This window comes from Roseateles aquae, from assembly GCF_032337115.1.
In the GTDB taxonomy this organism is placed as follows: domain Bacteria; phylum Pseudomonadota; class Gammaproteobacteria; order Burkholderiales; family Burkholderiaceae_C; genus Roseateles_C; species Roseateles_C aquae.
The window spans coordinates 184,280-197,239 of record NZ_JAVXZY010000007.1 but is presented as its reverse complement, the minus strand read 5'-3'; the positions used below and the strand labels follow the sequence as shown (position 1 = coordinate 197,239).

Below are 12,960 nucleotides of genomic sequence, written 5' to 3'. Positions count from 1 at the left end.
GCTGACAGGCCCGCCGTGCTCAGCTGACACTGCGGGCCTTTTTCATGCCCACCTACAATGCGGCCGACCCATTTTGAAGCCGAGCCGCCGATGAGCCACACCGCCACCCCTTCCGTCCTGGCCCAGGAATTTGTTGCCTTCGCCGTTGACGCCGGCGTGCTGGGCTTTGGCGAGTTCAAGACCAAGGCCGGTCGCTTGAGCCCCTATTTCTTCAATGCCGGCCTGTTTGACGATGGCCTGAAGCTTGGCCGCCTGGCCGAGTTCTATGCCAAGACGCTGCTGGCCTCGGGCCTGCAGTTCGACATGATCTTCGGCCCCGCCTACAAGGGCATCACGCTGGCCGCGGCGGTGTCCATCGAGTTGGCCCGCCTGGGCCACAACAAGCCCTTTGCCTACAACCGCAAGGAAGCCAAGGACCACGGCGAAGGCGGCACCCTGGTCGGCGCGCCGGTCAAGGGTCAGGTCTTGATCATCGACGACGTGATCTCGGCCGGCACCTCGGTGCGCGAATCGATTGCAATGATCAAGGCGGCCGGCGCCACGCCCTGCGGCGTCGCCATCGCGCTCGATCGGCAAGAAAAGGCGGTCGAGAACGGCGTTGAGAGCGCCAAGTCGGCAGTACAGTATGTGACCGAGCAGTTGCAACTGACTGTGACCGCGATTGCCGGCCTGTCAGACCTGTTGCAGTATCTGCAGACGACCAGCAATGCCGTGGCCTCGGCCCATGCGGCGGCGGTCCAGGCCTATCGAGATCGTTACGGAGTCTGATGCGGCACTTTCGCCTCCATGCCGTTGTTCCCTGTGCCGCGCTGGTGCTGCTGGCGGGCGCGCTATCGCATGCACAGGCACCAGCGCCCAGGCTGGGCAGCATTTACAGCTGCACGACGCCGGACGGACGCAAGCTCACCTCGGACCGGCCGATCGCCGATTGCGCCAGCCGCGAACAGCGCATCCTGAATTCCGACGGCTCGCAGCGCGGCGTGCTGCCGCCGGCGATGTCGCCCGAGGAGCGCGCGGTAGCCGAAGCCAATGAACGCAAGCTGGCCCTGGAGCGTGCGCGCCAGGCCGACGCCGTGCGCCGCGACCGCAATCTGATGACGCGCTTCCCAACCGAGGACGTCCACCAGCGCGCCCGTGAAGCGGCTCTGGACGATATCAAGACGGCGATGCGCAGCTCCGAGTCGCGTATCAAGTCGCTGGCGGTGGAGCGCAAGCCTTTGCTGGACGAGGCCGAGTTCTACAAGGGCAAGGCCTTGCCGCCCAAGCTCAAGCAGCAGCTCGATGCCAACGATGTGGCCGTTGAGGCGCAGCGCACGCTGATCGAGAACCAGAAGGCGGAGATGGTGCGCGTCAACAAAAACTACGACGCCGAACTGGCGCGTCTGAAGCGTCTGTGGGCGGGCGCGGCGCCGGGGGCTTCGGAAAAGAGCGCCTCGGCCGCCTCGCGCTGAAGGGGCCGAGGCCGTGACAGCCCAGGTCGGGCGGCATTGGTGGCCGCCCGGTGTTTGCTGGCGAACCGTTCAGCCGCCCAGCTTCTTCTTCAGCAACTCGTTGACCAGGCCGGGGTTGGCCTTGCCCTTGGTGGCCTTCATCGCCTGACCGACCAGCGCGTTGAAGGCCTTGTCCTTGCCGGCGCGGAACTCGTCGACCGACTTCTGATTGGCCGCCAGCACCTCGTCGAGGATGGCCTCGATGGCGCCGGTGTCGTTGGACTGCTTCAGATCCTTGGCCGCGATGATGGCGTCGACATCACTGCCTTCGCCGGCCCATAGCGCGTCAAACACCTGCTTGGCTGAGTTGTTCGAGATGGTGCCGTCGGCAATGCGCGCGATCAGCCGCGCCAGCAGCTCGGCCTTGACCGGCGCGGCGTCGATCTCGATGCCTTCGCTATTGAGCCGCTTGCTGATCTCGCCCATCACCCAGTTCGCCACCAGCTTGGGCACCGCACCGGCGCTCTTGGCCGCCTCGTAATAGCGCGCCGTGGCCAGACTCTGGGTCATCATCGTGGCGTCGTACTCGGGCAGGCCGTCGGCCTCGACAAAGCGCTTGGCCATCACCGAAGGCAGCTCGGGCATCTCGCCGCGCACCCGCTCGACCCAATCCGGCGCGATCACCAGCGGCGGCAGGTCGGGGTCAGGGAAATAGCGGTAGTCGGCCGAGTCTTCCTTGGAGCGCATCGCGCGGGTCTCGCCGGTGTCCGGGTTGAACAGCACGGTGGCCTGCTGGATCTTGCGGCCGTCTTCGATCTCGTCGATCTGCCAGTTGACCTCGTAGTCCACCGCCTGCACGAGGTAGCGGAAGCTGTTCAGGTTCTTGATCTCGCGGCGCGTGCCGAAGGGCTCGCCGGGCTTGCGCACCGAGACGTTGACGTCACAGCGGAACGAGCCTTCCTGCATATTGCCGTCGCAGATGCCCAGCCACATCACCAGCGCATGCAGCGTCTTGGCGTACTCGCAGGCCTCGGCGCCGGAGCGCATATCGGGCTCGGAGACGATCTCCAGCAGTGGCGTGCCGGCGCGGTTCAGGTCGATGCCGCTCTGGCCGTGGTAGTCCTCATGCAGGCTCTTGCCCGCGTCTTCCTCAAGGTGGGCGCGGGTCAGCTGGACGACCTTCTTCTCGTCGCCGACGAAGAACTCGACCTTGCCGCCCTGCACGACCGGGATCTCGAACTGGCTGATCTGGTAGCCCTTGGGCAGGTCCGGATAGAAGTAGTTCTTGCGCGCAAAGATCGACAGCGGCGCGACCTTGGCACCAACGGCCAGGCCGAAGCGAATGGCCCGCTCGACGGCGGCGCGGTTCAGCACCGGCAGCGTGCCGGGCAGGGCCAGATCGACCGGTGAGGCCTGGGTGTTGGGGGCGGCGCCAAAGGCGGTCGAGGAGCCGCTGAAGATCTTCGACTGGGTCGACAGCTGGACGTGGTTTTCCAGGCCGATCACGACCTCGTAGCCGCGCACGAGTTTGGGTTTGCTAGTCATCTCAGATGCCCCCCGGCGCTGCGAGGTGCCAATCGGTGGCCTGTTGAAGTGCGTGGGCCGCATGCAAGAGCTGACCCTCCTTGAAGTAGTTGCCGAGCAGCTGCAGGCCGACCGGCATGCCGCCTTCGCCAAAGCCACAGGGCACGCTCATGCCCGGCAGGCCGGCCAGCGAACCGGGCAGCGTGAAGATGTCGGCCAGATAGGCCTTGACTGGGTCTTCCGCGCCTTCGCCGGCCTTCCAGGCCACGCTGGGCGCCACCGGGCCGGCGATCAGATCGCAGTGCTGGAAGGCCTGCTGGAAGTCGTCGGCAATCATGCGGCGCAGCTTTTGCGCCTGCAGGTAGTAGGCGTCGTAGTAGCCGTGCGAGAGCACATAGCTGCCGATCATGATCCGCCGCTTGACCTCGGCGCCAAAGCCTTCGGCGCGGGTCTTTTTGTACATATCGAGCAGATCGTCGTACTTGGCGGCGCGATGGCCGAACTTCACGCCGTCAAAGCGCGACAGGTTGGAGCTGGCCTCGGCCGGGGCAATGATGTAGTAGACCGGAATCGCCAGCTCGGTACGCGGCAGGCTGACCTCGACCAGCGTGGCGCCCAGCTTCTCCAGCTCGGCCAGGCCCTGGCGCACGGCGCTGTTCACATCGGCAGACAGCGCGGCGGGGAAGAATTCCTTGGGCAGACCGATGCGCAGGCCCTTGAGCGGCTGCGCGGCGCTGGCGCCTTCGCGGGCGGCCAGCATCTGGGCGTGGAAGTCCTGCGGCGGCTGCTGGATGCTGGTAGCGTCGCGTTCGTCAAAGCCGCTCATGGCCGACAGCAGCAGCGCGCAGTCCTCGGCCGAGCGGGCCATCGGGCCGGCCTGGTCCAGGCTGGAGGCGAAGGCGATCATGCCGAAGCGCGAGCACACGCCATACGTCGGCTTGATGCCGGTGATGCCGGTGAAGCTGGCCGGCTGGCGGATCGAGCCGCCGGTGTCGGTGCCGGTGCTGGCCGGCACCAGGCGCGCCGCCACGGCGACGGCCGAGCCGCCCGAGGAGCCGCCCGGCACACGCGAGCGGTCCCAGGGGTTGTGGGCCGGGCCGTAAGCGCTGTTCTCATTGGCCGAGCCCATCGCGAACTCGTCGCAGTTGAGCTTGCCCAGCGACACCGTGCCGGCCACCTTCAGCCGCGCCACCACGGTGGCGTCGAAGGGGCTCTGGTAGTTGGCCAGGATCTTGGAGCCGGCCGTGGTCGGCATGTCGGCGGTGACGTAGATGTCCTTGTGCGCCAGCGGCACGCCGATCAGCGCGCCAGCCTCGCCGGCCGCAATCCGGGCGTCGGCGGCCTGGGCACTGGCCAGTGCGGCGTCGCGCGCGACATGCAAAAAGGCACCAAGGCCGGCCTGCGCTTCAACTCGCGCCAGCAGCTGCTGGGTGGCTTCAACGCTGGAGAGGTGCTTGCTGCGCAGGGCTTGGGCCAGCTCGGCCACGCCCATCTCGTGTAGTGACTTCATTCGATGACCTTGGGAACCAGGAACAGACCGTCTTCCACCGCCGGGGCGCTTCTCTGATTGAGCTCGCGCTGATTGCTCTCGGTGACCACATCGTCGCGCAGGCGCAGCTGCACTTCCTGCACGGCCGACAGCGGCGTGTACAGCGGCTCGACGCCGCTGGTGTCGACGGCGCTCATCTGCTCGACGATGGAGAAAAAGCCATTGAGCTGGCCGAGCAGGGCGCTTTGCTCGCCCTCGGACAGTTCGAGGCGCGCGAGGTGGGCAATACGGCTCACGTCTTGTGGAGTCAGGGCCATGGGGGAACCAAGGTCTGGAGGTCGAAAACATCGGCCTGCGAACGCCGATTTAGGGCATGTCCACGGGCCAAACTATGGGGTGATCGGGTATTATCTCCGCTTATCTCCATGGTAACGAGGCTGCGTCACCAAGCTGGGTTCGACCCAGCGATGGCGCGGCCTCGTTGCACATGGGGCGACACGATTTGACAACGCTGCAAGGTCCGTCGGCCCGGCCGGATGGCCTTGCTTGTATTTGCCCTGACCCGCCGATATCCGCTGATGTCTGCGGCGATCCCAAGCCGACTGGATGGGATGCCGCGGCCCAGCCCACACTGACACACCATGTTCGCCTCCCTGCGCCGCTATTTCTCGACCGACCTTGCCATTGACCTCGGTACCGCCAACACGCTGATCTATGTGCGTGGCAAGGGCATCGTGCTGGACGAGCCCTCGGTCGTCGCCATCCGCCACGAAGGCGGCCCCAATGGCAAGAAGACCATTCAGGCCGTTGGCGCCGAAGCCAAGGCCATGCTGGGCAAGGTGCCTGGCAATATCGAAGCCATCCGGCCGATGAAGGACGGCGTGATCGCCGACTTCACCGTCACCGAGCAGATGCTCAAGCAGTTCATCAAGATGGTGCACGACTCGAAGATGCTCAAGCCGAGCCCGAGGATCATCATCTGCGTGCCCTGCGGCTCGACCCAGGTCGAGCGCCGCGCGATTCGCGAGTCGGCGCTGGGCGCCGGCGCCTCCGAGGTCTATCTGATCGAGGAGCCGATGGCCGCGGCGATCGGTGCCGGCCTGCCGGTCTCGGAAGCCTCGGGCTCGATGGTCGTCGACATCGGCGGCGGCACCACCGAGGTCGGTGTGATCTCGCTGGGCGGCATGGTCTACAAGGGCTCGGTCCGCGTCGGCGGCGACAAGTTCGACGAAGCCATCATCAACTACATCCGCCGCAACTACGGCATGTTGATCGGCGAGCCGACGGCCGAATCCATCAAGAAGAACATCGGTTCGGCCTTCCCCGGCTCCGAAGTCAAGGAAATGGAAGTCAAGGGCCGCAACCTCAGCGAAGGCGTGCCGCGCAGCTTCACCATCTCGTCCAACGAGATCCTGGAAGCGCTGACCGATCCGCTGAACCAGATCGTCTCCGCGGTGAAGAACGCGCTGGAACAGACCCCGCCCGAGCTGGGTGCTGACATCGCCGAGCGCGGCATGATGCTGACCGGCGGCGGCGCACTCTTGCGTGATCTGGACCGCCTGCTGGCCGAGGAAACCGGCCTGCCGGTGCTGGTCGCCGAAGATCCGCTGACCTGCGTGGTGCGCGGCTGTGGGATGGCGTTGGAGCGGATGGAACGACTCGGCTCCATCTTCACCTCGGAATAATTGGACGGCCTACTGCGCGGTTGCCATGCGTCGTTGGGCGGTGCTCGCAATCCTCGCGTACAGGAAGTACGCTCCGGTTGCTGCGCTCCGTCCGCCTAGCCTGACAGCCGCTCGCGACGGCCGTGGCCTTTGTTTCTCAGCGGTCTGATCTTCTAACTCAAATGCCCTTTGGCACTCTGGATCGCTCCCCGCCGCCTTTCTTTCGCCAAGGTCCGTCGGCGCTGACCAAGTTGCTGCTGTGCGCGGCGCTGGCGGTGTTCTTGATGGTGGCCGATGCGCGCTTCAAGCTGACCACGCCGCTGCGCGCGACGGTGGCGCTGGTGCTGCATCCGGTGCAGCGCCTGCTGCTGTCGCCGGTCGATGCCTGGGACAACTGGGGCGACTATCTGCGCGGCATGGAGCGGGCGATGGCGGCCGAGGACCAAGCGCGCAAGCAGCTGGTGCAGCAGGCCGAGCGCCTGGCCCGTGCGGCGCAGCTGCAGGCCGAGAACCAGCGCCTGCGCGAACTGCTGAAGATGCGCGAGGCGATGCAGATCAGCTCGCTGGCCGCCGAGGTGCTGTACGAGGCGGCCGATCCCTATTCGCGCCGTGTCGTCATCGACCATGGCAGCCACCAGGGCGTCAAGCTCGGCGCACCGGTGATCACCGATGCCGGCGTGCTCGGCCAGGTCACGCGGGTCTACAACTTCTCGGCCGAGGTCACGCTCCTGACCGACAAGGACGCGGCGATTCCGGTGCTCAACACCCGCACCCAGCAGCGCGGCGTGGCCTATGGCGGCGAGCGCAACGATGCCAGCCTGGAGCTGCGCTTCATGGCTGCCAATGCCGACATCAAGGCCGGCGATCTGCTCTCGACCTCGGGCCTGGACGGCGTCTACCCGCCGGGGCTGCCGGTGGCCAAGGTGGCGGCGGTGGAGCGCCGTGGCGACAGCAGCTTTGCCCGCATCGCGCTGCAGCCGGCCGTGCCGGTGGACAGCGTGCGCCATGTGCTGATCCTGGCGCCGGTGGCCGCGCATGAAGCGGCGCGTGCCGAGGCGGCGGCGGCGGCGGCGGCCGAAGCCGCATCGGCCGCGGAACGCAAGGCGCAGATCAAGGCCGAGAACAAGGCCCGTGCCGCCGAGGCGCGGGCCAAGGTGGAAGCGGCCAAGCGCGATGCCAAGGAACCGGCGAAGGAGGGCCAGCGATGATCATGCCGCGTGGCGCCGGCCAGCTGCTGCTGCCGGCCAATCCCTGGTTCATCGCCTTCAGCCTGCTGATCGGCCTGATGCTGGACATGGTGCCGCTGGGCCGCTGGCCGGCGATGCCGGACTTTCTGGCCATCGTGCTGGTGTTCTGGAATGTGCACCAGCCGCGTCGTGTTGGCGTCGGCTGGGCCTTTCTGTTCGGCCTGCTGATCGACGTTCACCACGGCGCGCTGTTGGGTCAGCATGCGCTGGCCTACAGCCTGCTGGGCTTTGGCGCGGTGGCCCTGCACCGCCGCCTGCTCTGGTTCAGCGTGCCGGTGCAGGCCGTGCATGTGCTGCCGCTGTTCGTGATGACCCATGCGGTCTCGCTGCTGCTGCGCCTCTTGGTCGGCGGCATGTGGCCGGGCTGGGCCTTGCTGGCGGCGCCGCTGTTCGAGGCCGCGCTGTGGCCGGTGGCCAGCGTGCTGCTCCTGGCGCCGCAGCGCCGCGCGCCCGATCGCGACAAGCACCGGCCGCTGTGAGCGCAGTCTTGGCCCGCGCCCCGTCATGACGATTCTGAAGAACCTGCACCAGGAGCTTTCGCGCTTTCGGCTGCGCGTGTTGGCCGCGGCTGGCTTTGTGCTGTTCTGCTTCGGGTTGCTGGCCTCGCGGCTGGTCTATCTGCAGATCATCCAGCACGAGGCGCTGCAGGAGCGGGCCGAGAGCAACCGCGTCACCGTCGTGCCCATCGTGCCCAACCGCGGCCTGATCAAGGATCGCAACGGCATAGTGCTGGCCAGCAACTACTCGGCCTACACGCTGGAGATCACCCCGTCCAAGGTCGTCGATCTGGAGCTGACGATCGACGAGCTGGCCGGCGTCGTCGAGATCCAGCCGCGTGATCGCAAGCGCTTCAAGCGCCTGCTGGAGGAAAGCAAGAACTTCGAGTCGCTGCCGATCCGCACCAAGCTCAGCGACACCGAGGTGGCCCGCTTCGCCGCCCAGCGTTTCCGTTTCCCCGGCGTCGACATCAAGGCGCGGCTGTTCCGCAGCTACCCGATGGGCGAGGTGGGCAGCCATCTACTCGGTTATATCGGCCGCATCAACCAGACCGAAAAGAAGGCGATGGACGACTGGTCCGAGGAGGACCTGGCCAATTACCGCGGCACCGAATACATCGGCAAGCTGGGCCTGGAGCAGAGCTACGAGCGCGAACTGCACGGCAGCACCGGCTTCGAGGAAATGGAAACCAGCGCCGCGGGCCGCGCCGTGCGCCGCCTGGCGCACCAGCCGCCCACGCCGGGCAACACGCTGATGTTGTCGATCGACATCCGGCTGCAGGCGCTGGTCGAGCAGCTGTTCGGCGACCGCCGCGGTGCGCTGGTGGCCATCGATCCGCGCAACGGCGAGGTGCTGGCCTTTGTGTCCAAGCCGGCCTTCGACCCGAATCTCTTCGTCGATGGCATCGATGCCGACAGCTGGACACAGCTCAACGAGGATCTCGACAAGCCGCTCTTGAACCGCGCGCTGCGCGGCACCTACCCGCCGGGCTCGACCTTCAAACCATTGATGGCGATGGCGGCGCTGAACAGCGGCAAGCGCGCCGCCAGCACCGTAATCATGGACAACCTGACCTACAGCTTCGGCGGCCGCACCTTCGGCAGCCCGGAGACCGACCGCGCCGGCCCCAAGGACATGCGTCTGGCCATTGTCAGCTCGTCCAACGTCTACTTCTACAGCCTGGCCAACGAGATGGGCGTGGACCTGATCCACGATCAGCTGGAACCCTTCGGCCTCGGCCGCAAGACTGGCATCGATGTGCAGGGCGAGGTGACCGGCGATCTGCCCTCGCAGGAATGGAAGCGCAGGCGCTTCAGGAAGCCGGAACAGCAGAAGTGGTTTGCCGGCGAGACGATTTCGCTGGGCATCGGGCAGGGCTACAACAACTTCACGATGCTGCAGATGGCCACCGCCTACTCGACCATCGCCACCGGCGGCCTGCGCTTCAAGCCGCGCCTGGTGCGTGAGATCGAGGATGTGGTGCAGCGCAAGACCCGCCGCATTGCCAGCGATGCGCTGGAGCCGCTGGCGCTGAAGCCCGAGCATGTCGAGGTCATCCGCAATGCAATGAACGGGGTGACGTTGGAGGGCACTTCGAAGCAGGTTTTCTTAGGCGCGCCCTATACCAGCGGCGGCAAGACCGGCACGGCCCAGGCGGTTGGCCTGCGGGCCGGCGAGAAGTACAAGGACATCAAGGCCGATGAGCGCAAGCGCGACCATTCGCTCTACGTCGCCTTCGCGCCGGTGGAAGCGCCGACGGTGGCGCTGGCGGTGATCGTTGAGAACGCCGGCTGGGGCTCGGGCTCGGCGGCGCCGATTGCGCGGCGCGTGTTCGACTATCTGCTGCTGGGCCAGTACCCCAGCGAGGAAGACATTGCGCTGACCCAGCAGGGCAAGACGTTCGCGCCGGTGGGCGCGCAGCGCCGCGCGCTCGACGTACCGCTGCCGGGCCAGGCCGCGCCGGCTGCCAGTGCCGCCGCCACTGCATCAACCCCGGCCTCCGCCGCGAGCACGGCAACGGCGGCGCGCAGCGCGGTGCCAGCCGCCATCCGGTCGGCCTCCGGCCCGGGAGCGAAACCATGAGTGCCGTCATCAAGAAGCCACCGCTGTGGCTGCGCCTCAAGCCCTGGTTGAGTGGCTTTGATCTGCCGCTGCTGCTGATCACCTTCTGGCTGATGGCGCTGGGCCTGCTGTGCATGTATTCGGCCGGTTACGACCATGGCACCCGTTTCGTTGACCACGCACGCAATATGCTGCTGTGCCTGCTGATCATGATGGGCATGAGCCAGGTGCCGCCGCAGCGGCTGATGAAGCTGGCGGTGCCGCTTTACACGTTGGGCGTGATGCTGCTGCTGGCCACCGCCGTGGCCGGCGTGACCAAGAAGGGTGCGACGCGCTGGCTGAGCATCGGCATCACGCAGATCCAGCCCTCCGAGATCATGAAGATCGCCGTGCCGCTGATGCTGGCCTGGTGGTTCCAGAAGCGCGAGGGCGCACTGCGCCTGCTGGACTTCTTCGCTGCCTTCATGCTGCTGGCGGTGCCGGTGGGCCTGGTGGCCAAGCAGCCCGATCTGGGCACGGCCATCCTGGTGCTGGCGGCGGGCTTCTATGTGATCTTCTTCGCCGGCCTGTCCTGGCGGCTGATCATTCCGGCCTTTCTCGTTGGCGCGATTGCGATCACCGCGCTGGTGATGAGCGAGGAGGCGATCTGCCAGGACGGCGTCAAATGGCCGGTGCTGCGCGAATATCAGAAGAACCGCGTCTGCACACTGCTGGACCCGAGCAAGGACCCGCTGGGCAAGGGCTTTCACATCATCCAGGGCGAAATCGCCATTGGCTCCGGCGGCGTCACCGGCAAGGGCTTCATGAAGGGCACACAAACCCATCTGGAGTTCATCCCCGAGCGCACCACCGACTTCATCTTCGCCGCCTATGGCGAGGAATTCGGCCTGATCGGGGCGGCCGGACTGCTGATCGGCTTTGCGGCCCTGATCCTGCGCGGGCTGATGATTGCGTCTGAGGCGCCGACGATGTTCGCGCGGCTGATGGCCGGCGCCATCACGCTGAGCTTCTTCACCTATGTGTTCGTCAATATGGGTATGGTCAGCGGCATCCTGCCCGTGGTCGGTGTGCCGCTGCCCTTCATCAGCTATGGCGGCACGGCCATGGTCATGCTGGGCCTGAGCCTGGGCATGCTGATGGCCATCGCCAAGAGCAAGCGCTTCATGCAGCGCTGAAGCCTGAGGTACGCTTTTGTGACACCTAACCGTATACGGTGGTTGAGTTGCGTCCAAGTCATGCGAGCGCTCGCGGCGTTTGCAGTCCTCTGGGGGCATGCTGGATTCGCACAGATTCCCGCGGCGAAATCAGTGTGGCTGATTGGTTCCGCAGGGGCTATCGGTGTCGATGTTTTCTTTGTCGTGTCAGGGTTCGTGCTGGCCATGCTGGCTGAGCGATCGGCTAGCGGAGTTCAGTTCGCAAAGGACAGATTTCAGCGAATTCTGCCGCTGTACTTGTTGGTTAGCATTTGCATGCTCCCGTTCGAACCTGTTTCGTTGGAGCGACTGTGGAATTCGCTGCTTTTTGTGCCGATTCTGGACCTTGATCATTACAGTGCCCCGATTCATTGGTTCGGCTGGACGATTGGTTTGGAGCTCTGGTTCTATGCAGTGATGGCAGCCTCGCTGTTGACCGGGCGCCTAACGCAGTTGAAGACGGCTGCAGTCTTGGTTGCTTTTACCTCTTTGACAATCAGTCTAGAAGCGCCGCCAATGTGGTTGCGCTATCTTGGTAATCCAATGTGTCTGGAATTCCTTGGTGGAATTCTGGCTTGGCATTTGCACTCCCGCTTGCCGCGATCCGTGGCAGCGCTTTCCATGAGCTTTGGAGTTGCTTTGCTGGTTCCGACGGCGGTTGTGCATGCTCGCCTGGGCTTGCATGAAGGCGTGCTGACCGATATGAACCTTGCATTGCGCCGCGTATTTTTGTGGGGAGGGCCAGCGTGGCTCACTCTGCTGGGAGCGACTGCATGGGAGCGTAGTTCAAGCTCCGGGTGGACAAACATGCTGACAAGAATGGGGGACGCGTCCTACTCCTTGTATCTTCTGCAGCCACCGCTTCTGATGCTGCTGCGCGCGTTTGTTCCAACGAACTCGGGATTCTCCGCTCTAGCGTTTATCTTGCTCATGCCTTGCTTGGCTTTGGGCTCTAGACGGTTCTTGGAATTACCTATTCAACGGTACTTTCGGTCCAGAGGAGCTAGAGACAGTCTGCACAAACCCCAGGCCAATCAGCTGCTGTGAAGGCTGAACAGCTGATTCAGACTGACGCGGCCGACGCTCAAGGCATATGGACTGCAAGCCAGCAGCCTGGCGCCAAGTTCGTCCCGATCAAGAGCGAGGCGCAGCAAACCGTCTTGGCATTGCACCGCTTGCGTGCTCAGCTCATGAAGATGCGCATCATGCAGACCAAGGAGATCAGACTGCTCTACGAGTTCGGGGTCGCGTTGCCAGAAGGTCACCTTGCCCTGCGCAAGGGACTGCCCGAAGTGTTGCGCGATGCTGATCGAAAGCTTGAACGAACAGCTCAGACGCGTTGAGCAGTTTGAGAAGGATGTCAGCGTCATTGAGCGCCGTCTTACGCAGCATCTACGCGACAGTGCCGCCTGCCAGACGCTAGCTGAGATTCCAGGCGTGGGCCTGCTGACAGCCACGGCGATTACGGCCAGCATGGGTTCGCCCAGCGGATTCAAGAACGCACGGGAGTTCGCCGCATGGGTCAGCTTGGCGCCTCGCCAGACCGGATATGAAGGCCGCGTACGGCAACTCTGCATCAGCAAGCGCGGCGACACGTGTTTGCGGACGCTGCTCATGCACGGCGCCAGGTCTATCGTCGGATCCCAGCGCTCAAGTACATGGCTATGGCTGGCCGAGCTGCTCAAGCGCTGGCCGTTTAGCGTGGTGGTCGTTGCCGTGGCCTACAAGCTCGCCAGAACGATCTGGGCAGTGCTGTGCAAAGGCAAGGGTTGGCCAGCCGATGCCTGGCAAGCTGCCTGAGCGAGCTCGGGAACTCGACCCGTTTTGGGAGAGCAAGTGACCAGGTGTGTGATG

The 12,960-nt window shown here is 65.1% G+C and carries 13 protein-coding genes; 10 read left to right on the top strand and 3 right to left on the bottom strand.

Annotation, left to right across the window (positions count from 1 at the left end; all coding sequences use genetic code 11):
• Positions 1 to 90 precede the first annotated feature (90 nt).
• Both pyrE and RQP53_RS17250 read left to right on the top strand, forming a co-directional pair.
• Positions 91 to 768, top strand: coding sequence for an orotate phosphoribosyltransferase (pyrE, locus tag RQP53_RS17255; RefSeq protein ID WP_315651917.1), 678 nt, complete (start codon positions 91 to 93; stop codon positions 766 to 768).
• Positions 768 to 1,451, top strand: a complete 684-nt coding sequence (locus RQP53_RS17250; protein WP_315651916.1) for a hypothetical protein — start codon at positions 768 to 770, stop codon at positions 1,449 to 1,451. The genes pyrE and RQP53_RS17250 overlap by 1 nt, the downstream gene beginning before the upstream one ends.
• Positions 1,452 to 1,520: 69 nt before the next feature.
• On the opposite strand, the gene gatB is transcribed toward RQP53_RS17250, so the two are convergent.
• The 3 genes from gatB to gatC are packed head-to-tail and all read right to left on the bottom strand — an operon-like array spanning position 1,521 to position 4,760.
• On the bottom strand, positions 1,521 to 2,975 hold the full coding sequence (gatB, locus tag RQP53_RS17245) for an Asp-tRNA(Asn)/Glu-tRNA(Gln) amidotransferase subunit GatB (protein ID WP_315651915.1): 1,455 nt from the start codon (positions 2,973 to 2,975) through the stop codon (positions 1,521 to 1,523).
• A gap of 1 nt (position 2,976) precedes the next feature.
• Positions 2,977 to 4,464, bottom strand: a complete 1,488-nt coding sequence (gene gatA, locus RQP53_RS17240; RefSeq protein ID WP_315651914.1) for an Asp-tRNA(Asn)/Glu-tRNA(Gln) amidotransferase subunit GatA — start codon at positions 4,462 to 4,464, stop codon at positions 2,977 to 2,979.
• Positions 4,461 to 4,760, bottom strand: a complete 300-nt coding sequence (gene gatC, locus RQP53_RS17235) for an Asp-tRNA(Asn)/Glu-tRNA(Gln) amidotransferase subunit GatC (protein ID WP_315651913.1) — start codon at positions 4,758 to 4,760, stop codon at positions 4,461 to 4,463. The genes gatA and gatC overlap by 4 nt, the downstream gene beginning before the upstream one ends.
• Positions 4,761 to 5,084: 324 nt before the next feature.
• Between gatC and RQP53_RS17230 the strand changes: the two genes are divergently transcribed.
• From RQP53_RS17230 to RQP53_RS17195, 8 genes are all read left to right on the top strand, one after another.
• Positions 5,085 to 6,128: a rod shape-determining protein gene (locus tag RQP53_RS17230; RefSeq protein ID WP_315651912.1), complete on the top strand. Its 1,044-nt coding sequence runs from the start codon at positions 5,085 to 5,087 to the stop codon at positions 6,126 to 6,128.
• A gap of 161 nt (positions 6,129 to 6,289) precedes the next feature.
• A complete protein-coding gene (mreC, locus tag RQP53_RS17225; RefSeq protein ID WP_315651911.1) occupies positions 6,290 to 7,315 on the top strand; it encodes a rod shape-determining protein MreC in 1,026 nt (341 codons plus the stop codon).
• Positions 7,312 to 7,833: a rod shape-determining protein MreD gene (gene mreD, locus RQP53_RS17220; protein ID WP_315651910.1), complete on the top strand. Its 522-nt coding sequence runs from the start codon at positions 7,312 to 7,314 to the stop codon at positions 7,831 to 7,833. Before mreC ends, mreD begins: the two co-directional genes overlap by 4 nt.
• A 25-nt stretch (positions 7,834 to 7,858) precedes the next feature.
• Positions 7,859 to 9,934 (top strand): penicillin-binding protein 2, encoded by a 2,076-nt coding sequence (mrdA, locus tag RQP53_RS17215; RefSeq protein WP_315651909.1) that lies wholly within the window; start codon positions 7,859 to 7,861, stop codon positions 9,932 to 9,934.
• Positions 9,931 to 11,088, top strand: coding sequence for a rod shape-determining protein RodA (gene rodA, locus RQP53_RS17210; protein ID WP_315651908.1), 1,158 nt, complete (start codon positions 9,931 to 9,933; stop codon positions 11,086 to 11,088). The genes mrdA and rodA overlap by 4 nt, the downstream gene beginning before the upstream one ends.
• 60 nt (positions 11,089 to 11,148) lie before the next feature.
• The gene (locus RQP53_RS17205; protein ID WP_315651907.1) at positions 11,149 to 12,153 is read left to right on the top strand and encodes an acyltransferase family protein; all 1,005 of its coding nucleotides are present in this window, start codon (positions 11,149 to 11,151) and stop codon (positions 12,151 to 12,153) included.
• A complete protein-coding gene (locus tag RQP53_RS17200; protein WP_315651906.1) occupies positions 12,150 to 12,449 on the top strand; it encodes a hypothetical protein in 300 nt (99 codons plus the stop codon). Before RQP53_RS17205 ends, RQP53_RS17200 begins: the two co-directional genes overlap by 4 nt.
• Positions 12,409 to 12,906, top strand: coding sequence for a transposase (locus tag RQP53_RS17195; protein WP_315651905.1), 498 nt, complete (start codon positions 12,409 to 12,411; stop codon positions 12,904 to 12,906). The genes RQP53_RS17200 and RQP53_RS17195 overlap by 41 nt, the downstream gene beginning before the upstream one ends.
• The last annotated feature ends 54 nt before the right edge of the window (positions 12,907 to 12,960 follow it).